This window comes from Actinopolymorpha sp. NPDC004070 (genome assembly GCF_040610475.1).
Classification (GTDB): domain Bacteria; phylum Actinomycetota; class Actinomycetes; order Propionibacteriales; family Actinopolymorphaceae; genus Actinopolymorpha.
This window is the reverse complement of sequence record NZ_JBEXMJ010000003.1, coordinates 309,888-332,210: the sequence shown is the minus strand read 5'-3', so window position 1 is coordinate 332,210 and position 22,323 is coordinate 309,888. Positions and strand designations below refer to the sequence as shown.

The window sequence follows — 22,323 nt, the reverse complement described above, 5'->3', positions numbered from 1 at the left end:
CATGAACCTGGCCCCGATGCGCATGCACTCACGCGAGGAGTTCCAGACCTGGCTGGCCCAGGACCTCGACGTCAGGGAGGAGCTGTACGCGCTGATGGGCGGCGAACTCGACGTCGACCTGGCGTCGCTGGACGAGCTGGAACGCTTCCTGCTGGACCGCTATCCCGATCCGGACGCGATCCTGGCCCTGGACCAGCGCGGGGTCGCCGACGCTGCCGCCCGGCACGTCGGCAGGGTGATCACGCTGAACGTGGACGACGCGGTCTGGGACATCGACCTGGACGATGAGAGGACCGCCTTCTACCGGCTGCCAGTCGTCCGCATGGCCGATGGGTACGAGGACTGCCCGCTCGCCCTGGTCACCACCGCCCTCGACCGGCGTACGGGCACCTTCCTGCGCGAGCACGTGGAGAAGCTGGCCGAGGACTACAACGAACCAGAGTAGCCGGTGAAGAGCAGCGTCCTGGTCGTACTCGCCACCGCGCGGTGGAGGCGTATCTCGACGGCGCAACGGTCACGCCAGGGCTCACACTCAGCACCAAGTGCATCGGAGTAACCGCCTCATTCGGAAGGCCTTCTCTCATGGAACGGACCAACGCCAAGCCAGACCGACGCCGGTCACGTAGGACCAACGCCTCGAGCGGTCGCCTCGGCCCAGCTCACCCATCAGCTGACCGGACCGATCCTGGTCGCGAGCGACCCCCCACCAAACTTTTACAATTTGTTCCTCGCACGCCTCCTCAGTAGTACGCCGCCTACCTGACTGTGCTCAACGAGTAGAAGATCAACCATCAGAGCCTATCTAATGAGGGCGAACTTAACCCTGGGTCATTAGGGGCAATAGATGCTGAGGCAGCTCAAGCCTATTCCAGACCTCAATAGACCGCAATCCACTCGGGCCGCGTCTGAAATTTCTACGCATATACCCCCAGACTATGAACCTCATTCGCTCCTCAACCATATCGAATACTTTTAGCAATTCATTACATGCGGCCGCTGGTGACCACTCCCGGGCAAGCAGTTGGTCCGAAATCACGTCGACTACCTCTACGTCATTCCTCGAAATACGTGTGAACTCGTCCGCGATATCGTCGATGGGTTCGCCCGACCTAATTCGGAGGACCAACTTTGCCGACGCCACCACAAGGGACGGTGACTCCCCCATCGACACAAGGTTCAATACCTGACCGCAAGTTTGAGCATCAGCGGCGACCAGCGGTACAAGCAGTCCTTCATAATCAGGCTTAGCCTCAAGACCCTTCAGGAGATGCCTCGTAGCTGCATTGAGCCGCTGGTACCTCACGACATTGTGAAGATAGCCCACCGGCAGATCCGAGCAGATCCGCGCCCATTCACCGTCGTCCAGATTCAGGCTGGTTAACCACTCATAAAAATACGGATGCAAGAATTGGCTCTTGGTACACACTTCCCGCAGCGCTAAATCTAGTAGGCCTATACCCCGCGTCGCTACCCCTATAGGTAGTCGAGGACCAGCTGTTCTGACGACAAGCTCCGCTAGATACGAGCGGACCAGTCCACTGGGCGCCGCGCGGAAGGCATCGAGCAGGACCGGCGAAGACGCCGCGCGGACCTGGCCTAACCTATTGAGTGCACGGAATGGAACCCTATACAGTACGCCGTTTCCAGCTTCATCTTGCAGAATCGGCTCTAGGGATGAAAATTCAGATACATCCAGCCCATCACCTTCCCATTTTCGCTCCTCAACGACCCAATCTTCGAGGTCGCCAAACCGACCCGAACGTATTATAGCTTCCAACGCGCTGGGGTTTACGCCATTGCTAACCGCCCGCAGGCACTCTGCTAGGGGCCATGGATGTTCCATCCATAGACAATGTAGAACATTCTCTAACAGATCCGAATCTTGCAACTGCCGGATCAGATCAGCCAGCAATTCGGCAGTTGGCCTTGCGCCAAACTCTTCTACTAATGCTAGCCAGCGCCAGCTAGGGGAAGCATCGGCGAAAGGGACTCGACTTTCATCGGAAAGCTCCGATCGTCGCGATCTTCTAAAGACACTCCGAATCGGAACCGTACCGATAGATCGGGCCCTCGCACGCAGACGGACCGGAACGTAGTTGTGCGATCCGGGATCGTCTAGTGTATCGGTTAGTCTCAAGTACCAACGTAGCCAGGGCGGCAAGTCGGAGGGTTTCCACGGCACATGCGTCACTAAGCTGCCACTATTCGCTACGCGCCTCCTGGAAAATCGGAGGTCCATCACACTCTGCTTTGGAACTTCCTCAAGAAGGCGAGTCGCAAGCTCCGAATTTCGACCCATTGCGGTCGCTATCAACACGCTAAAGACATGCGGCTTCATCGGCGTGTGACGCAAATATCTTGCGGAGAATTCCGAAAGTTCTTGGCCGTACTTCTCAACAAGGTGGGCAAATACTTCCCATGAGAGAGTCTGCGACATGGACTCATGATCTTCTTCAGTCCGCAAACGTTTCTGTAACTCCTCGATAAAGACGTCCGCCGTCTCCGACGAATACACGGCCGCTAGACGCTCAGCAACTCCAGATGCCGGATGGTCGAGAAGACGCAAGCTAAGACGCGTCAGGGCTCTTCTCTTACTGGGTTGGCGCCTTGCTGGTCCGTCTTCCAGCAGGTCGAGTGCGAGCTCTGATCCAATGAGCAGTTCCCGGCATGTACGGTCGTTCACATTATCGTTCATCTCGACACATATTGACTCAATTGTGTCGCGCAAGTGTCGCCTCTCCGCGAAGCACTTACCGGCTGCAAACAGGAAAACGTTGCGCCAGTTCGAAGACGGAGCTACTTCCCGCAACCTCTCTTGAATGATCTCGTCTCCGCCATCCATTAACCCTTCAGCGGCCATAAATTCCTGAAGTGAACGAATCTCAAAGCCCACTTCTCCTTGTTCCAGCCCGACCAAAAAGACAAGTCGGTTCGCGGCGGCTTCAATGATCTGCTTCTTGAGTTCGTCGACAGTGGCACCTTCATACCCCTCCTCCCGTAGGTAGTCTTCGACGAGCATCCCGAACTGCTCTACGCTTAGCCGCGCGTCCGTACCACCAGACCGCTCGCTTTCGACTTGAAGTAGTAAACCTACCCGAGTATGGATTGCATCGACATCCTCGCGATTTGCCTTTAGAACCTTGACAGAGGGAATTTCGCGCTCTGTCTCACGTTGATAAATTATCTTGTAATACTCTCGAAACAAAGCCCATCGTTCTTCGGGCGGGTGTCCTATTCTGTCTACCAACAAAGTCAGGATTGTAACCTGGAGAGGGCTGCGCATCAGCCTCGCCGTGGAGGGTTGGCCTGCTGCTTTCCTTAATCTCCCACAGACCTTTTCCCTTCGATCTCGGTCTTCGCCGAACCTCACCGCAGCGAGGCGCGAGCCATAATCTATTGCAGCGTCGGCCGAAAGGGGTTGCAGGTAGTGATGATCGTACTGCATCGCCGAGAATTCTTCGTTGTATCCTTGCGGCCGGCTTGTGGCAACCAGCATTATGTCGATATTACTAACAGCAACCTCGATCGCGAAGTTCGAGATAGCTTCCATAATCCCATCTCTGTTTGTCGAGGGTGGCACTTCATCTAGGCCATCCAAGACAAGAAGGGTCGGATACTCTTTCATTATAGATTCTATGTCCTCAGCGAGCACCGTCCTATCAGTCCGCGCGCTAAACCGTGCGGCGATGTAGCCTAGGACACTCTGGACTTCACCAGAAGCAAGACTCGCCGCGAATTCACTTAACACAATCCGAAATGGTAGTCGTCTAGCCTTGGGTTCCGGCAGCGTTGCACCCGTAACCCACTGGGACGAGATTCCATCTGCTGCATGTGCCGCATCGGTACTGAGCATATGCCTTGGAATATCGCGAAGAATAGCCGCCCGGAAAGCTTGACACACGAATTGCCCGATGGTGGTCTTTCCTTGTCCTGGCCCACCGATTAATACATATCTTCCTTTTGGCTCTCGCCGCTCTTCGGAGCCGCGGTCTTGTGGGTTCGAGAAGGCTTCCCGTCCAAAGCGGTAGCGCGCCTCCTGAATCACTGTAGCGACAAATCGCCTTGTCCGCTCTTGCCGGTCAGGGACTTCCATATCGCTAGCTGGCGTGCGGCCGGTAGGCAGGTCAACGAATACCTGGGCGAGTGGAATTGCCTCGTCGGCTGTATGGCCAGCTTGCTCTAACTTTGCGTACTGGTCAGCTAATAGCTCGCGCTGCAAGTATTTGATTATCAAGCCATAGTAGTCAGGTCTCTGGCTACTTAGGTGCTCTGCCAGTTGTGATAGGACGTCGCCGGAGGTTATCCATGCGGCATTTGCGCGTCGTACATCTGCATTATTATCTATTAGTATCCTGAGTTTGTCGTAATCCCAGACATCAAAGCCTTTTAAGTTGTGGCGCGTCGCGAATTTCGACAATCGGTCAAGCACCTGATCCTTAGATCCATCAACGCCTGGAGTAAGGACGACGTTTGTTGCATAGATAAAATATTCTGGTATCCTCCTTGAGGAATTCTCCTTTTCAAAGCTGTTTAATTCTCTTCGTAGGTGGTCTAGCGCCCATCTGCCGTCGCTTGCTACGTCCCTTGTCCGAGAACGAAATTTTGCTTGGATCACACCATAGCCAGACCAGGTGGCCCCTGCGGCTCCGTAGTGCGTTGGCCCATCGAACGACGCTTCACGACCACCATCTGGCCCATCGCCGAATGGTGTGATCGTGGAAGAGATCGCGCCTACCGCCAGCGCTTGAACTAAGTGCTCGAAGGTTCGCGGAGCCAATCCTTCGAGGCGATAATCAGGCATGGTATACCCCCTATATCTTTTTAGAAATTACCAGGCTGCACTTAAGGATGCGGCAAGCGATCTCATGTATGGCTTTCCCCAATCAACCGTGTACATACCTGATGGATTCCTGCTTTGTCTTCAAGCCGACTTGCGAGGGCCGTTCTGGCCAGTTTGAGTGGGACGGCGGCGGAAAACTTGAGGCCGGCGAGGGCTGCTTCGTCTACATGCGGGTGTGCTTCGAGCAAGGCTTCACGTCGGTCGTCCAGAACAGATCGAAGGTCAGCAACGCGCACGTGCGATCTCAGCCGGAGCCCCAGGTCACCTACCGCTGCAGCGTCGTCCACCAAGTCGCCCAGGCCTTGAGCGAGCGCCGAGTTGGCGGCGAATCCGGCGAAGGTCCACCACTGCACAACCCCTGACGAATCGCCGACCACGTAGGTCCGGTCGCCGGCGCTTACGAAGGCGTGGTCTTCACGTAGCTCGCCCAGTGCATCCTGGGCTCGGCGGGAAAGCCGGACTCCACCAGGCGAGGAACCAGCCACGACGTCGTGGTGCGCCCGGGCGAGTTCGTATGACATGGTCCGTCCTCCCCCGTTCCATCGAGATCGGCCACGCAGATCGGTCGCCTCCACGAAGACCTGCCGCCTTCTCCAGTCGACGTGCCGCACGAGCCACGAGCGTCCGCCGAGCAACACCAACCGCGGTCCGCCCTCGGGCCGCGCCACCAGGGACAGCGCGGACAGCGATCCCAGCGCCTGCCGGCCGAGGAGAACCTGGAGCAACGGTTCGCTGGTGAACGCGGACGTCAGCTCCAGGAAATGCCGCCGCCCGTACTCCTGCTCCGCCCGCGGACCGATCGACAACAGGCCACCGTCGTCGACGACGAAGCCTTCGGCGACGAGATGGGCAAGCACCTTGTCAGCACCCGCTACGTCGGCCAGCCCGTCGAGCCAGTCCCACACGTCGTGGTGAACGACCTGACGCTCCTGCAGCATCAGCCCGAGGATCTGCTGCGCGATGATGTGCAACGGGAGGACAGGCGGTCGCACTGGTTCCACATAGCAGCGGCCCCAGAGCAACAGGATCGACGCGGCCTGCCACAACGCGCTCTGGCGGGTGGTGAGGAACAGAGTGTTGCGCGTAGTCCCCGGTCGCCGCCCCGTACGCCCCATCCGCTGCAGGAATGACGCGACGGTGGATGGCGCGTCGATCTGGATCACGCGATCGAGGTCACCGATGTCCACCCCGAGTTCGAGCGTAGACGTGGCGACGATGACGCAGTTGAACGCTGCGGCGAACCCAGCCTCCGACTGCCGCCGCTCTGCTGCCGAGAGAGACGAGTGCGAGACGAACGTCTGCACTCCGTTGTATCGGAGCGCGACAGCCAGGTCCTCCACCTGAGTCCTGGAGTCGCAGAACACCAGTCGCTTCTCACCCTGGTGCAGGCGCGCGATCACGTAGGCCGCGTTCTGCACCGAGCCCACGTAGTCCAGCTCCACGTCTGGCGCGACATCGGAAGTAGCCACCGGCGGGTTCACCACCCGCCGCACCGCGGCCGAGTCCCCAGCGAACCAGTCCAACAAAGCGTCAGGGTTGCCGACGGTCGCCGAAAGCCCGATCCGTTGCACGAGCCGGCCGGCAAGCCGGGTGAGCCGGGAAACGACTCCCAGCAGGTGCCAGCCGCGGTCGTCACCACCGAAGGCGTGGAGTTCGTCGACCACGATCGTCCGCAGGTCGCCGAACAGCCACTGATGGTCCACACGGGCAGACATCAGCATCGCTTCCAGCGACTCGGGTGTGGTCAGTAGTACGTCGGGCGGGTCCTTGGCTATTCGCTGCCGAACCGAGTCCGGCACGTCCCCATGCCACACCGCGGCACGGCGGCCGAGCCAGGCTGTCATGGCCGACAGACGGGGTTCGAGGTTGTTGACCAGTGCCCGCAGCGGGCACACGTACAGAACGCTCAGCCCTCGCCACCCGCCCGCGGCCATCCGGGACAGCAGCGGCAACATCGCCGCCTCGGTCTTGCCGCCCGCGGTCGGGGCGAGCAGCAACGCGTCCTCGCCGCCAAGCACCGGCGACACCGCTGCTTCCTGCAACGGCCGCAGCGACGACCATCCCAGGCTGTTCACCACGTGGTACTGAACGGCCGGGTGCAGGCCGTCGAAGCCGCTCACAGCCTCAGGTCGATCTCGTCAACGGACTCGGCCGGAGCCAGCGGCGGAGGTGACGGCATGGTCGCCCGTTCGGCGTCGGTGAGCTCCCGGCCGGACACCCGCACCGAGTAGTCCCGCCGGGGATCGAATGAAGCATGCTGATCAACCCGGTCCAGCACGTCCACCAGCTTCTTCACGAAGGTCCGCGGCGCCACGCCCACCTTGTCGCCGAAGTGACCAGCGACAGCTCGCGCGAGATCGGCGACATAAGCGTCATCGACCACATCAGTGAGCCGATCCCGGTGGGACAACCCCTGCACGTATAAACCCCTCACCCTCGACCCAAGCTCGAGCAAGGAGTCCTTGTCAAAGCCGGGCAGCCGGATCTGCACGGCCCGAGGATTGTCGAACGTCGGCTCGCTGGAAAAGTCCACGTGCAAGCGCTGGGCGAGCGGGGCGAGCCGTTGCATCCCCTGCGGCCCGTCGAAGAACGCCGGCGTGCCGGTGATCACCAGCATCAGCCCCGGAAAGCGCCCGGAGTCGACGTCGTCGACCAGCTGCCGCAGCGCGTTCAATGCCTTGTCGCGTACGTCGGAACGAACCCGCTGCAGCGTCTCCACCTCGTCCAGGACGACCAGCAGCCCCGCGTGCCCGCTGTCGCGCAGCACAGCAAGTAGCCCCTGCAGGAACCCGAGCGCTCCGTCATGGTCCAGGTCGCCCCGAATCCCGGCAACCCGCTTGACCGACGCGCCCACGTGAGGCTGCCCGCCCAGCCAGGCCATCAGCCCCTCGGCCACCGCCACATCGCCCGCGACACTCGCCCGTCGATACGCACGCAGCGCGGCGGCGAACGACGGAGCGACCCGGCTGACTGCGGCCAGCCGCTGCTCCAGAAGTTCCCCGACGCGTCGCTCCAGCTCGTCCTCGTCCACCTGTCCCTCGGCGAGCACGTCCTCCTCGAGCGCGAAGAACCACGAGTCGACGATCGGACGCAGAGAGCTGGGCGTGAACTCGGCGGTGGCCAGATGCTCGGTGAGCCGCCGGTAGACCGTCTCCAGCCGGTGCAGCGGCGTCTCGTTTTCCGAGATCTGCACTTCGGTGGTGGCGAGCCCGGCACGCTTGGCGCGTTCGGCGAGCCAGCGACTGAAGAACGTCTTGCCCGAGCCGTACTCACCGCGCACCGCCTTGAAGACCGCCCGACCAGCAGCGATGCGCCCGAGCTCCTCACCCACAGCGCCCTCGAACCGCCCCAGCCCGACGGCCAGGACGTCCAGCCCCTGCTGCGGCACCGTCCCACGGCGCAGCGCGTCGACCACCTCCCGCCGACGCTGCTCGCTGATACTCACGCCTCTCCCGCCTGCGTCCTGAGTAGGGCGGCATTGAGTCGTACGGTGTCGCCCTCGATCGTGAGTACCTCGTAACCGTCCAAGTTGACAACCCGCTGCGCGGCCGCGACCTGGTTGGCCACCCGCCCCTCCGGGATGTCCAGCGCCCGCGCCACGACGGCACGAGTCGCCGCACCGCCGTGGTCGTCGAGTGCCCGTAGCAGCACCTCGAGTCGGTCGGCCGGCATGCCGCCGCGCCGGACCCGCTGCAGCTGCGCGGTGACCGCCTCGCTGGCGAGTACCCGCGTGATCCAGTTCTCGGCCCCGAGTTCCTCGGCGCCGAAGAGTGCATCCTCGGCAGCTGCCGAAGCGGGAGCTGGGACCGAGGCGCCACGGCGGCCGTTCTTCCGCTTCGCCGACGCCCGCTCGGCCGCCGGTCGCTCCGCCTCCACCCCGTTCGTCGTGCCCACCCACCAGTCGGGCTGGGGATGATGCCGTACGCGCCAACCAGCCAGGTCCAGCGCCGTACGCGCCAACAGAGCAAGCGGGATGACGACCTCCTGGGCGCTGGCGCCCCCGTGATAGCCGTTGCGCTGCTTGGCATAGCGCAGCTTCTCGTTCCACGGCGCGACCACCCGGCCACCGCCGAGCAGCACCCGCGATCCGGACAGTTCCACCTCGTCAACCTCGACCGGACGCGCGGACGTACGGAAGCGCGCTCCCCCGCTGCTGTCGGACTCCAGCCGCGACCCGCGTTCGTGAACGTGGCCGTGGTCGCTGACCAGCAGCACCACGCGGTCCGCCTCCTGCGCCGCGGTGAGGAGCTCCACGAAGCGGTCCACGGAGTCAGCGCTCCAGGGCGCACGGCCACCCTTGTCGAGCGTGTCGTCCACCGTGTTGACGACCGCGCCCACCACCTTCGCGGGCCCGCCGATGGCGTCGCGTACCTCGACCGACAAAGCGCTGCCGGCCTTCGCCGCTGCCAGGTCGCTCTTGTGGAAAAGCGACCATCCCCGCTCGCCGAAGGCGGCCCGCTCGGTGGCAGCCGATCCGTCGGTGAGACGGCCGGTCAGCAGGCTCGTCCGGGAGACGCGGGTGATGGACGGCAACACCGAGATGACCGGACGCTCGGGCGCCAACGTGTGCTCGAACCAACCCCGATTGGACAGGTCCTCCACGAGCTCGCAGGCGACACCGGTGGACATGCCGTCGAGCACGAGCACCAGCACACGCTCCTGCTCGACCAGCGGAAGGACGACCTCGCTCAGGACATCCTCGACGGGCAGCAGATCGGTCAGGGTAGTGCCGGTTCGTACGTGGTCGGCGAGAAGGCGGGCGAACCGTTCCTCGTGAGAGGCACGGATTCCGTCGACGACCTCACACAGTGCGGCGTACGCCTCGCCGACGGCTTGATCGACGTCGCCCTCCCAGACCCCGACCCGAGCTACGTCCACCCAGGCGTCCTCGCGCTGTTGCCGGCGCGCGGCCTCGGCCAGATCGGGTGCGGGCTTGGGCGGATGGGTCCGCTGCGAAGCCACCCAGCGCATCAGCCGAGCGGCCATCTCGGCTCGTCGGCAGCGTTCGGCGTGGTTACCCGCCAGTGCGTGGGACAGGACGTCGCCGAGCGCCTCCTCCATCGGCCCCAGGTGCGCGGGCGAGAGGGACCGTTTGCGCAGCAGCCGGGCGATCTCGGCTCCCAGCCGGCCGATGCGCTGGCCGAGGCCGATCTCGAGGATGACACTCGCGTACGCCAGAGCCGTGGCGTTCTGGTCGGTGAGGATCTCCTCGGCGCGGTGGATGACCTCGCCCACTCCGGCGCGACCACCCGCTGTCAACCGGCGCTGGACAAGCGCGTCGGCTGCCTTGCCCCATTCACGGGCCACCTCGTCGGCCAGTGCGCCCCCGACGGTGCGGGTCTCCAGCATCGTGCGGGGCACCTTGCCGTCGTTCAGCACACGCGGCTGCGTCAGCGCGGACAGGACGAGGCCCACCGCCACGGTGTCCTCGCCGTGCTCGCCGGACATGCAGCGCACCACCGCGTCGATGACCCGGCCGTCCCGACTGCGTCCGACCAGCCACTCCGACAGGCCGGCTCGCACTGGTTCCTCGACCGCCCGCCACCGCTCGACGTGCGTCGGGTCAAGCGTCCACTGCAGCAGGGCGGCCAGGTCCAGGTCGGCCCGACCCAGACCTGCCAGACGGTGGCACAGCTCCGAGAGGGCGGTCTCCTTGTCCAGGTAGCCGCTGCGTACGGGCTCGTAGCCCTCGCTCGGCGCGTACTTCAGCAGGGCATCCACGGCCCAGCTCATCCGGGTGAGTTCCGGGGCGATCTCGCGGCAGCGGAACAGGCTGGTCAGCTGGTACCACCGGTCGAGCGGCAGCACCCGTTGCCCGGCGATCCGGGCGCGGATGCTGTCACCGAGTTCGGCGCTTTCCTGGTTGGTGAGGAGTACGAGCAGATCGGAGTCCGGCAGGTCGTGCAGCTGGTCCAGGGCGTCGCGTATCGCGAGGGTGGACACGCACGGACGTACGACGGCGCCGCGTCCACCGGACAGCTCCACCCGTTCGTCGTGGGTCCATGAGGGGCTGGCCAGCAGCGCGACCACGCGGGCCGTGCTGTCGGCCTTGAGGACGTCGACGACCTTGGAGCGCACCAGGGCCGGTGTGGCGAGGAGGCTCATTCGACCTCCCATGTGATCCGCACCCGCCGGTGCTGGCGTACGAGGTTCTCGATCGTTGCGACCACGTCTCGTACCGAGGCAGTATCGGCGGTCAGCTCCCCTCGCGATACGGGCTCACGTGGCCGCGGCGAAGGTTCAAACGGCGTAGGCCCAGGGCGCGGTGGAACGTCGGGCGTTGGCTCGGGTTTCTCGTCGCAGCCAGGACGAGCTGGCGTGCGCCGGCGTCCGCCGACCCGAGTGCCGGCTGCAGATGCTTGCTGAACTCGTTCGCCGTCCACACCTGTGCCAGGTCGTCGACGAGGCCGGCGGCCCGTAGCCCGAGCGGGTGGTCGGTCCCCCAGCTCGCCACGGTGGCCAGGATGTTCCAGTCCACCCGACGGATGGCACTGAGCAGATCCCCAGCGGTCGCCAGGCTCCGCCCGACGTGCAGTCCGGCAGCAGGCAACGCGATGCCAGCGAGCCGATCGACCAGCGCCACGTCGCCAGTGGCTGCTCCCAGCTCCTCGCACAGCCGGCTCGCACCGTCGGCGATCTGGTACCGCTCGGTCGACGTCGGGTCGACCCCGCGCAGCACGGTCGGCCCCCTCTCCGCGAGCGCGTCGACCAGTTGCTCGGCCGCACTTCGGTAGGACACGACCTTCGATCGCACCCGTTCGGCCAGCACGTTGACGTTGCGGGCGGTCAGCAGTTCGGTGACGTCGCCGATCCCGAAGATCGCCTGTGCCCGCTCGCGTGCCTCTCGCCAGGCGTCCTCGCCGGGGAGTTCCTGCTCGATCAACTCGGCGTCGGCCGGCAACGTCTGCAGCAATCCGACGTCGATCGGTCCGCGACTGCGGCTGGCGATGCCGCGGTTGGTCTGCTCGGCAAACACCAGCAGCACCAGGTCAGCGATCTCCTGCGGGAGTCCCATCCGCTTCGGCTCGTCCAACCAGGCCCGCAACTGCCCGACGCTCACCGGCTTCCCGGTCAGTCCCGCATCGGAGATCTTGCGATTCAGGTGCTGCACCCAGTGGTGGCCGAGGACGAAGTGCTGTGCGTGCTGTTCACCGAGCCGCAGGGGCATCGCGATCCGGCTCATCACACCGCGTTCGCCGGTCTCGACCATGATGCGGTGGCCGGGGTCCTCGATCGCCCGGCGCACCTGGGCGTGCACCTTGCGCAGGTCTGCCGTCCGCACCTCGCCCGTCCCGAACAACGGATGCGCTGGGAAGTCCGAGGTGAACATCTGGTCCAGCAGGTTCTCGTACGCCTGCCGCAGAGTCGCCCCGGCTGGCACCTTCGGCTCGAAGCTGGGGTCGAGGCTGGCGAACATGTCGATCCCACCGTGGGCGGTGTCGACCAGCGTCTCGTCGGGAGTGCCCACGCCGTACGCCTGCAGCAGCGCGTTCTCCAGCCGGCTTCGCAGCTGGTCCCGCTGGGCGACCATCTGCTGCCGCGCGACCGCCCGGTCGTTGTCGGACAGGTGCCCGGCCAACTGGTCGAAGCTCGCGCCTAAGGCGTACTGCAGCCGCACGTAACGGCCGAGGTCACTGACCGCCTGTGAGGTGAGGTGCCGCGGCACCCAACAGACCGTGTGCGCGGGCCGGCGGTCGCGCAGGGTTCGGATGCGTTCGAGGTCCTCGACCGGTGAGTGCCCCTCCTCGTCGAAGGGGTAGTCCAGGACCGCCCGCCAGCCGTCGTGGCTGGGTTGGAACGAGCTGTCGGTCAAGTCGGCGGGGTCGCGGACGTTCCCGTAGAGAAGTTCGACGGTACGCCGGGTGCCGCGCCAGATGGTGGAGGTGACGGTGACACCGTCGATGCCGAGGCTCTCCCGGGTGCCTAGCATGTCGAACAGCAACAGGCGTACGACCTGACGCCGCGCGCCGGAGGAGTCGGCGGACTTCGCATTGTCGAGGATGCCCTCGATGTCGACACCTTCGAGGCGTACGGAGATCAGCGGGTTCGTCTCGTCGCCGGTGATCTGCACCGTGCCCAGCCGCGCGGCCCACTGGCGTACGGCACCCAGCACGATCCCGGCCTCCTGACCGGGCACCATCGAGCGGATGTAGCCGTGGTTGAGGGCCACGATCTTGCGCGCGGTGAGGTCGCGCAGCGAGTCAACCTCGGGCATCAGCGCGGCGAGCACCAGGGTTTTCGCGATCCGGTCATCGCGGCGGAACGCGTGCGTGGCCGGCAGGCCCGGCACGTCGTCCTCGCTCACCTTGTTGATCTCCAGGATCAGCCGTCGCAGGTCGCCGTAGACCTTCTGCGCGCTTCGCCACAGGTTGCCGAGCTCGCCAGTGAGCGGATCGTCGCCGGCCACCAGCACGTCAAAGAGATCCGCGATCGGGACGAGCTGACCGAGCTGGAGGGTGTCGCGCTGCTCGACCAGGATCTGCCGCATGACCCGCAGTGCGGTCCGCTCCCGCTGCAGCGCGCCGGACAGCGCGATGAGGGTCTCCACGAACGCCGGGGTGAACGGGTACGTCAGCCGGAACTCGTTGCGGCCCGCGTTCTCGGTCATCAAGGCCGAGCGGATGTCCTGGCGTACCTGTTCGGTCGCGGCGAACGCGGCGTCGATCTGCGTGCGAGCCGATTCGCTTCGGGGCTTGAGGACGCGACGGGACGCGATCAGCGGGAGGTTGTTGTCGGACAGGCTGATCGTCCCGAACCGGCCCTCCCACCACTTGAGGCTGTCGGCGAACGCGAGGTGCTCGGTGCCGGGTAGGTTCGTGCCGACGAGTTCGCGCAGGTCGCGCTGGCGGGCGATGAAGCTGACGATCGGCGCGGGGCGGTTGGCGTTGGCGGCCTCGACGAGCTTGCCGACCTTCGGCGCCTCGCGGGCAACCCAGGTGTGGTCACCCATCCTGGTCGCGAACCACAGGATCAGCTCGTCCAGGAACAACACCAGCCCGTCGTAGCCGAGCTGGGCGGCGTGCTGGCTGATCGCCGCCAGCCCGTCGTCGATGTTGACGTACGACGACCGCGCGCCGCGGGCCAGTTCGGCGAAGCCGGGCAGGACGTCCTGCAGTGAGGTAACAAGTTCCGCCCGGTCGGGGTCACTGGGCGGTTTCTGCAGGGCGGCGTCGAACCGCTCGGCGTCCCAGCCGGCGGCGACCTCACCCCAGCCGTCGTCCTCCTCCTTGTCCCCGAGTAGGGCGAAGAAGGCTTCGTCACCGAGCCGTTCGCGCAGTGCCCGAGCGCTGTCCAGCAGCGGTGTGTCGATGAGCACGGCAGGCAGTGGGGCGTCCGGGTGCACGGTGCGCACGTACGAGAGGTAGCCGCCGAGGACGCCATCCTCCACCGACTCCTTGCCGACCAGGTGGTACGGCACCATCAGGAATCGCTTGCTGCCGATGAGCTTGTCGTACTTGTGCACCACCGGCGCGAGGTCGTTGATGGCGCGCGCCCTGGGATGGTTGTCCAACAGGGCATGCAGAACGGCCATGAAGTGGCTCTTACCGGAACCGAACGAGCCGTTGAGGTAGGCCGCCTTGCTGCTGCGATCGGCGAGCGCCGACCGGATCAGCGACAGCGCCTCGTCGAAGCGCTGGGCGAGTTCCGGTGTGACGACGTAGTTGTCCAGGGTGCGGTCGACATCACCGACCCCCTGGGACAGGTCGAGTACGAAGTCGCCCTTGTGAACAGCGTCGGGGACCTCGATGACTTCGGAAATCAGCGTCATGGTGGCGGTTCCCCTCAGGTGGTCTTGCGTCGGCGGCCGCGGGTCGGGGCCGGTGGCCGCCACGCGGTGAGGTCGTCTCGGGTCAGGCCGAGCTGGAGCAGCACCTGGTCGAGGTAGCCGTCGTAGGCGTCGGCAGGCGCCTGCCCGAACTCCGGGTCGACGTCGGGATGCCATTGACGGATCCACGGCAGCAGTTCGGCGAGTGCGGCAAGGAGCGGGACGAGTTGCTCCGCGCCCCAGGCGTCCAGCTCCTGGCGTTCGGTGACGTAGGCGACGAGGGCCTGTGCCTGCTGCAGGTGGTCGAACCCGGCCCAGCCGAGCAGCAGCGTGCCGTCGCGGGAGGACTCCGGGTACGACGTGAACCGCTCCTTGGGTACGTCGAGCTTGCCGCGGTTACGCCAGTACGTCGCGGAGCGGAAGTCACCCTGCTTGTACTTCGGCGGCACCGCGATCTTGCCGACCTTCTCCCCCGCGTCCTCGCGGCGCTGCAGGTCCCAGGTCTGCTCCCAGGCCTTGCGAACGCGCATGCCGGAGTCGGTGTAGCGCCAGGCGGAGTTTCCGGGGACGTGCTGGTCGCGCACCAGATCCCTCACCACGTCGAGCAGGTCCTGGTCGCGGGCGTACAGCTGGGCGACGGACACGAAGTCCTCGTCGGTACGCAACTCGTCGGCAAGCTGCGCCGCACTCCGCAGGGTCGGCTCGGGACGGAACCACAGCGCCCGGTCCTCCAGCCGGTCCTGCAGCCAGCCACGCAGCGCGTCGGCCTCCATGTCCTCCCACGAGCGGGTTGCCCAGCGTCGCTTGCACTCCGGACGCTCGATCAGATGGAGGTATGGGTCGTCGGCGATCTTCTCCAGCCGACGCTCAACCAGCGCGCGATAGTCGGCCGGCCAGTGGTCGGGGAGTTCGGTGATCGACGTCGAGCCATGGCGCGCGAACCATTGGGTCTCAACCTCGCCGACTGCCATCTTGCGGGCCAGCGCGATCTCGAACGCCCGCTCGCCCAGCTTCAGCGGCGGCTTGCTGACGTCCTTGCCGGCCAGCGCCTTGCTGTCGTCGCCGAGCAACCCGTAGAGCCCGTAGACCTCCCAGTCCAACTCCTCTTGCGCCGAGATCATCTCTGCCCGGATCCCCGACCACTCCGCCTGCGCGGCATTGAGGGTCTCCCGGTCAGGCGCCCCCTTCTCGGCAACAGCCTCAGGAGTCGCCCTCTGCAACTCCTGAGCAAGTGAGTCAAGTCGGGTAGCCAGAGCCAGCGGGGCGCCGCCTGGCAACGGGAACTCCTGCAACTTCGTGCCAGTGAATTCGTAGAAACGCTCCCACATCTCGGTTTTAATTCCAGATTGGTAGCCTTCGTTCCCCTTGTTATGGCTGACCTGCTTGAGCCAGAAGCATGCCGTCGACGAGTTCAACAACCCGAGCAGCCGCAGATGCTCCTCCTCGGCCGCCCCCTCCGGCAACTTGATCACCGGCGCCGTCCGGTTGAATACCTTTCCACCACGATCAAGAACGAAATGGTTATGCGTCGACACGAACGCAAACCCAATACCGAACGGCACCTCGTATCGCTTACCAAAAAACATCGAGTACTCGAACCAGCTTAGGCCTCGCTGCAACTGGGACTTTCCGAACGCAACTCGCAGCTGAAGCTGCGCACGATACGGCCAGAGAAAGCGCAGCACAGCCCGTTCGGGTTTCGCAGTAAGAGTTTTTTCCCCGTATGGCCATAATGCAAGCGCAGGACTCTGCAGACGCCAGTCGCGCACATCGTCGCCCACCACGAGAGCGCGCCGCATGGTTTCCGCGATCCCATTGCGGCGTAGAGCGCCCAACCCGACGAGGTACACGTCATCTTCCCGCGTGACAGCACCCGTTACCGCTTTTCCGAAGCTCGCAAAGCTGGCACTCTTCGCCTCATCGAGGTGACGCATCACGTCCCCAGCGCCACCGCCGCTTAGACTCCAAGGATGGGTCCTCATCAAGGAGCGGTCAACGTCAACTACTGAGACGTACTCCGTGTTGGCACCCACCATGTCAACGCTGTCCACGATTGATGACCAGACGAGACCTTCAGCTGGCACTGTAGGCGCACTTGGTTCTCCACGGACACCTAGGACCGCGCGCATGGTCTGAGATACTGGCTGACGGTGCCGGCCAAAGAGGAGGACCGTCGGGGTTCCGTGCCCGGGTATATAAGCTCCACTCGTATCTATTACGAGCGACAGGTCCACGGTGGGAAAATACGCCTCGATGAGCTTGCGTCCAAACTCACGTTTCATGAATGAATTGGAGGTGATCTGTCCGGTAAACCCAGTCACCGTCGCCAGATCAAATATCCGCTCCGCGAACGGCACCGACAACGCATACGACCCTGAACATGAGGACCACGCGTCACGGTAGGACTTGTTAAGGACTGGGTCCTTGACGGTGATGTAGGGCGGGTTCGCGACGACGGCGTGGTAGCGGTCACCGAGGATCTCTTCCAGTTCAGTGGCGTCCTCGTACTCGTAGACGAATTCGCCCTCGCCGGACTGCCCGGCCATCGCTGCCTCGGTGACGCCGGCGATCGCGGCCTGACCATTCCGCGTACCGAACAACAACGAGTCCCCGATTGCGACCCGTACCCGCCACGCCGGGGCGTCCTTCAAGCGACTGATCCCGCAGGAAGTCAGCGCCGCGACCAGCAGGCGGAACCTCGCGATCGCCACCGCGTACGGGTTGATGTCGACGCCGTTGACCTGACGCAGCACGCGTTCGACATGCACGCGCACGTCCGCGCCAGGCTCCAGGTGCTGCCAGCGACGCAGCAACCGAGTGAACGCACCCAGCAGGAAGTGACCAGACCCGCATGCCGGGTCGATCAGACGCACGTCGGCCAGCCCGAACTCCTCGATCGCCGGGTCGAGCGTCCGGTCGAGGATGAACTCCTCCACGAACTCCGGCGTCTGCAACAGCGCGTAGTCCTTGCGAGCCTGCTCGGACAGGTCCTGGTAGAGATCACCGAGGAACCGCGTCGACAGCGACGGGTCCGTGAAGTCGTGCACGAGCAGGCCGGTCTCGGGGTCGATCCGCCGCCAGAAGTCCAGCAATGCGGTCGCCGTGTCCGGCGACGGGTCCATGACGTGCAACGGGTTCTGCCGCTCGACCAGGGCCCGGGTGACCTCGGAGTCCTCCAGCCGGTTGATCGCCGCACGCAGGTAGTCGAGATCGGAGTGCGAGGAGTACTCCCGGAAGTAGGCGTCCTGACGCTCCCGTGCCTCGGCCAGTCGCTCACCCGGCCCGGCCAGCATCGCCTGCTCCAGCAGGCGGTTGTCCTCGCAGAACCTCGCGAACACACAGGCCAGCACCCAGCCCGCCGCCACCTGGGTGAGCTGTTGCCCGCGCCAGGTCTCGAACGGCAGACCGGTCCGCTTTCCCTTGATCGCAGCCTCGTACCGCTTGGCCAGCCGGTCCGCCGCCGAGCCGTCGGACTCGGCCAACCGGAGAAGGTCGGCCTCGATCGACCGGACCTGGCGTTGCAGGTCTGTCAGCAGTCGCCTCGCGTCGATCATGCGGCTCCCCCCTCCCGAAGTGCCGACTCGTGCTTGCTGATCCACTCCTCCGGCAGCGGCATCCACTGCGACCCGAACACCGGCACGGCCACGCCGTCCAACTTCGGCGGCGAGTCGTCGGGCCCGGGCACCACCAGCCAGACCGTGCGCACCGGGGAGTCCGCCGTCGCCCGGAACACCTCGTCGCGGAGTTCGTCGAGGACGCGCAGGCTCGGGTCGTACCTCGTCAGCACCCCGGCGCGGGTGAGCACCACGCACGGCCCTGCCTCATGGATCGCCTCGCGCACCCGGGTCAGCGCGCCGCCCTGCACCACGCTCGACAACCGCGACCAGTCACGCGACGAGCGGTCGGCCGCGTCGGCGGCGAGCACGACGTCCCACTTCACGCGGCGTTCCTTGCAGTACGCACGCAGACCGGCCAGGAACTCCCGTTCGACGTCGACGGTGTTCACCTCTTGGTGCGACAGACAAGCCTCCGCGCGTGCCAACCGGCTCGGGCGTACGGAGAGAACGACCCAGCCACCGTCCTCCAGCGACCGCGCCAACCGGTCGTCGGCAGCCACGACGGCGTTCTCGACCCGACGCCAGTCCGCCTTGGACAGCGTGCCGCCCGTCGAAGCCCGCTGGGGGGTCGAGCGCCCGGTCGTCAGGAAAACCGAGGTGAGTCCTTGACCCTCCGGTTTGCGGGCGAGGTACTTCGACTGCTCGGCGTTCCACACCAGCGGTACGCCTGCGGACTCCAGCAGCGCGTCGAGTTCGGGTCGGCCCGGCAGCGGCGCGGCGTACGGGAAACGCGCCATCACCCGCTCGGCCACCTCGCCCGGACTCAGCTCGCTGACCCCATACAACGCGCCCGCAGCGAGGCGCACCGCGCGGCCGGCGTCCAAGCCGCGCGGATAGATCTCCAGGCGCGGGGTGACGGCAGCGGTCTCCGCGGCGAGCGCGGCCACCTCGACCAGACGGTCAGGTGCCAGCAGGCTGGGGTCCGTGCCATCGGGAGCGGGGACCTCGCGCAGCGTCTCCACCACGCGCGCGGGCACCGGCAACGGGTCCGCCGCCGCCATCGTGTCCGCGGCCTCACCGAGCCCGGAAGCCCACTCCAGCCGCTCCGCGGTCGACGGGCCTTCGCCCACCTCCAGTGGACCGGCCGCGACCAGAATCCCGTGCGTCTGCCGGCTGTAGACCAGACGCGGGTCACCGTCGAGGTGCTCGTCGGCGAGTTCGGCGTCGATCGCCACCCGTACCAACGCTTCGGCGAGCCTCGACCGCAGCGGCTCTTCAACTGTGCTGCCCAGCCGGTCCAGCAACCTGGCGGCGCAGTGCGCGGCGGACGCGACACCGCCGACGGACTCGATGACCTCCACCAGGACGTCGCGGAGGACGCGCATGCCGTCCAGGCCGACCCAGTGGTCCTCGAGCCGCTGGACGGCCTGGCGCATGGTGCGCTGGTCTCGGCCGAGCGCCTTGGACGCGTCGCGGGTGCTCGCCCAGGCGGTGCCGCCGGTTTCACCCAGGCCAAGCAAAGCCTCCGCGACTGCCCGGTCGGCGGAGTCGGGCACCAGCGCGTCGGCCACCTTGTCCAGCAAGGTGGGTTCGGTGGGGCGTTCCTGGGTCGAGGCGGCGACCTGGTCGGTGAGGTCGCTCAGCTCCTTGCGCAGCCGCTCGCGCGTCTTCGTCCCGATGCCGGGCAGCCAGGTGAGCTGCGCCGGCGGCAGGTCGAGCGCGGCGCCCACGTCGGCGGCGTTCAGGCGTTCGAGGACGGCGAGGACCTGAGGCGACAGGCCGACGGCGCCGATCGGGGTCTCGCGGCTGACGCGCTGTGCCGTCGGCTGCTCCGGCACGACCGTGGCCGGCTTGGCGAACACCGCGTCCCAGGCGCGCTGCATGTCCTCTGCGGTGTCGAACCGCTTGCGTGCGTCGCGGTGGAGTGCGCGGCGGAAGAAGTCCGCCAGGCCGACCGCGTAGGAACGGTCGAACAGCTCCGAGTCGATGGTCACGTCCGCGTCGCCGTAGCCGGGGTGCCCGCCACCGGCACCGTAGGTCGGGCGACGCGCGGTGGCCATCTCGTACAGCGTGACCGCAGCGGCGTACCGCTCGGCCGCGGTGTCCCAGCGGCGACGGTCTCCGCGGCCGAGGAAGGGATCGAGATAGGGCGGAGTGCCGGCTTCGACAGCCTCCAACGGCTCACGGGACAAGGAGAAGTCAAACAGGACCAGGCGCCGCTTCTTGCCCTTGCCGCCGACCTCGCTAATCCCGAGGTTGTCGGGCTTGATGTCGCGGTGCGCGACGCCGGTGCGCTCGAGGTAGTCGACAGTGGCGAGCAGGTCCTTGCCCCAGTCGTGCAGCCACTCCGGCTGCAGGCGCCCGCGCTCGCGGAGCTCCCTCGTGAGGGTGCCCCTGCCGGCGAACGTGAGCAGGATCGCCAGCCGGCCGCCAACTCGCAGCGGATCGGGATCCAGCAGCTGGACAATGCCCGGGTGTTCGCCGAGGAGCGCGAGCGCCGCGGCCTCGGACCGGATCCGGGCGTCCTTCTCGGGGTCCAGCGAGACCTTGAGGACCGCTTCCTTCTCGTCCCGCTCGACCAGCAGCGCCAGAGCGGTGGAACCACGGCCGAGCCGTCGTACGACCCTGAAGCCGTCCTCAAGCTCCGCGCCGGCCTCTGCGCTGAGCGGGTCGACGGCGACCACCTGCTCTGCGGTCTCTGCCGTGAGCTGCTCTCGCAAGGTGTCGAGGTCGAGCAGGAAGGCGGCCATGTCCTGCGTCCGCTTGGCCGCGTCGGCCATCGTCGCCCTGGCCACCAGCGTGTCCAGCCGGTCGCTGACGTTGTCCACCTGCGCACGCAGGGACAGACAACCCTGCGACAACAGCCGACGGGCCAGCGCGCCGAACGACGAAGCGGGCGGGTGCCCGGCGAACAACAAGTAGGCGATCGCGCCGACTCCGAACACGTCCAGCGGGACGCCGTTCTGGCTCCCCCACGCCCACTCAGGGGCGAAGTAGGCGGTCGCGCCCTCCTCGGCGAGCTCGGCGAACGTCTGCGTCGAACTCACCGACGCACCCGTGGTCGACTCCGAGCCCCTGGTCGCGGTCTGCCAGTCGGTCACCTGAAGATGGAAGCCGTCGCCGTCGCGGCGTACCCACACGCACTGGGGGCTCAGGCCGCGGTGGGCGAGCGTTCGGCGGTGCGCGTAGGAGATGGTCTCCGCGAGCGTCCGCAGGAGGGACAGGCGGGCGTCCAGGTCGAGCTTGGCGTCCTCCTGCTGCAGGAAGTGGTCCAGGCGGCCCAGGCTCGGGTCGTGCGGAAAGATCAGCGCCGGGCCGAGGTCGTGCTCGACGAAGTCGATCGGACTGGCGATGCCGCTGTAGTCGATGCCGCGAAGCGCGCGGTACTCGCGCTCGGCTGCTCGTACAAGCTGGGCGCGGCGGTCACCCGCCTCCGCCTCACCGGCCAGGTAGATCCGGACGCGGCGAGGTCGGTCGTCCTTGAAGCGCTCATGGTGGGCTACGAAATCCTGCCAGCCGGGACCTTCCTGCATTGCCGGCATCTCCAAGCGGAGGCTGCCGACCTTGCGTCCGCGCTGCGACTGGCGGATGCCCGCCTGGTCTACTGCTTTTGCGATCGCGGTCGACATCGTGGCATCGACGTCGTCGCCGGGCTCCGTGATGTGGGCAAGGACGCTGGGCAGGCCCTCGTGGTCTTGGCGACCAAACACGTGGGCAAGGCCTTCGGACTTCAGACGTACGTCGAGACTGGCGTCGGAGAGGAAGACTGCTCCCTCGATCCAGGGAACGCGCTTACCGCGCAACGCGGGCTGGGCCGCGAGCAGCGACTTCAGCTTGCGGGCTTTGCGGGTCGCCCCGATCACCGGGTTGTCGACCGGCGCACGGTGCGTCTGCTGCCAGGTGCCGGCGTCACCGACGAGGATGCCCGCCCACGACTTGACCTCGAGGACGATGAGGCGCCGTGGGGTGACGAGAAGCAGGTCGATCTCGTTGACCGACCCGTCGGTGCCGATGAACTCGGCGTTCGCCCAGGCGCGGTAGGGCTCCTTCTCCGGCAGAAGCGTGCGCAGGTACGCGAGCGCAGCGCGCTCCCACGAAAACTCCGACGGCGTGCACTGAACCCAGCGTCCGACGTCCATCGCCCCCCTCCCCGACGGCTT

The 22,323-nt window shown here is 65.7% G+C and carries 8 protein-coding genes; 1 reads left to right on the top strand and 7 read right to left on the bottom strand.

Annotated elements, in window-relative coordinates:
• Position 1 precedes the first annotated feature (1 nt).
• Complete coding sequence (locus tag ABZV93_RS08010) at positions 2–445, top strand: hypothetical protein (RefSeq protein ID WP_354932238.1); 444 nt, start codon at positions 2–4, stop codon at positions 443–445.
• Between the two features lie 372 nt (positions 446–817).
• Here the strand turns inward: ABZV93_RS08010 and ABZV93_RS08005 are convergent, their stop codons facing one another.
• The 7 genes from ABZV93_RS08005 to pglW all read right to left on the bottom strand — a co-directional run bounded on the left by ABZV93_RS08005 (position 818) and on the right by pglW (position 22,302).
• Positions 818–4,801 carry a hypothetical protein gene (locus ABZV93_RS08005; protein WP_354932236.1) on the bottom strand — a complete coding sequence of 1,328 codons (3,984 nt, stop codon included), beginning with the start codon at positions 4,799–4,801 and terminating at the stop codon, positions 818–820.
• 62 nt (positions 4,802–4,863) lie between these two features.
• Positions 4,864–6,960, bottom strand: a complete 2,097-nt coding sequence (locus tag ABZV93_RS08000) for a DEAD/DEAH box helicase (RefSeq protein ID WP_354932234.1) — start codon at positions 6,958–6,960, stop codon at positions 4,864–4,866.
• The gene (brxD, locus tag ABZV93_RS07995) at positions 6,957–8,285 is read right to left on the bottom strand and encodes a BREX system ATP-binding protein BrxD (RefSeq protein ID WP_354932232.1); all 1,329 of its coding nucleotides are present in this window, start codon (positions 8,283–8,285) and stop codon (positions 6,957–6,959) included. Before brxD ends, ABZV93_RS08000 begins: the two co-directional genes overlap by 4 nt.
• Positions 8,282–10,945 carry a BREX-2 system phosphatase PglZ gene (gene pglZ, locus ABZV93_RS07990; RefSeq protein ID WP_354932230.1) on the bottom strand — a complete coding sequence of 888 codons (2,664 nt, stop codon included), beginning with the start codon at positions 10,943–10,945 and terminating at the stop codon, positions 8,282–8,284. Before pglZ ends, brxD begins: the two co-directional genes overlap by 4 nt.
• 91 nt (positions 10,946–11,036) lie before the next feature.
• Positions 11,037–14,609, bottom strand: coding sequence for a hypothetical protein (locus ABZV93_RS07985; protein WP_354932228.1), 3,573 nt, complete (start codon positions 14,607–14,609; stop codon positions 11,037–11,039).
• Between the two features lie 14 nt (positions 14,610–14,623).
• Entirely contained in the window at positions 14,624–18,160 is a 3,537-nt protein-coding gene (gene pglX / locus ABZV93_RS07980; RefSeq protein WP_354932226.1) for a BREX-2 system adenine-specific DNA-methyltransferase PglX, read from the bottom strand.
• Positions 18,157–22,302, bottom strand: a complete 4,146-nt coding sequence (pglW, locus tag ABZV93_RS07975) for a BREX system serine/threonine kinase PglW (protein WP_354932224.1) — start codon at positions 22,300–22,302, stop codon at positions 18,157–18,159. Before pglW ends, pglX begins: the two co-directional genes overlap by 4 nt.
• Positions 22,303–22,323: the final 21 nt, after the last annotated feature.

Coding starts and splice junctions, on each gene's coding strand:
- ABZV93_RS08010 (WP_354932238.1), top strand. CDS start 2: ATGAACCTGGCCCCGATGCGCATGCACTCACGCGAGGAGTTCCAGACC.
- ABZV93_RS08005 (WP_354932236.1), bottom strand. CDS start 4,801: ATGCCTGATTATCGCCTCGAAGGATTGGCTCCGCGAACCTTCGAGCAC.
- pglZ (WP_354932230.1), bottom strand. CDS start 10,945: ATGAGCCTCCTCGCCACACCGGCCCTGGTGCGCTCCAAGGTCGTCGAC.
- ABZV93_RS07985 (WP_354932228.1), bottom strand. CDS start 14,609: ATGACGCTGATTTCCGAAGTCATCGAGGTCCCCGACGCTGTTCACAAG.
- pglX (WP_354932226.1), bottom strand. CDS start 18,160: ATGATCGACGCGAGGCGACTGCTGACAGACCTGCAACGCCAGGTCCGG.
- pglW (WP_354932224.1), bottom strand. CDS start 22,302: ATGGACGTCGGACGCTGGGTTCAGTGCACGCCGTCGGAGTTTTCGTGG.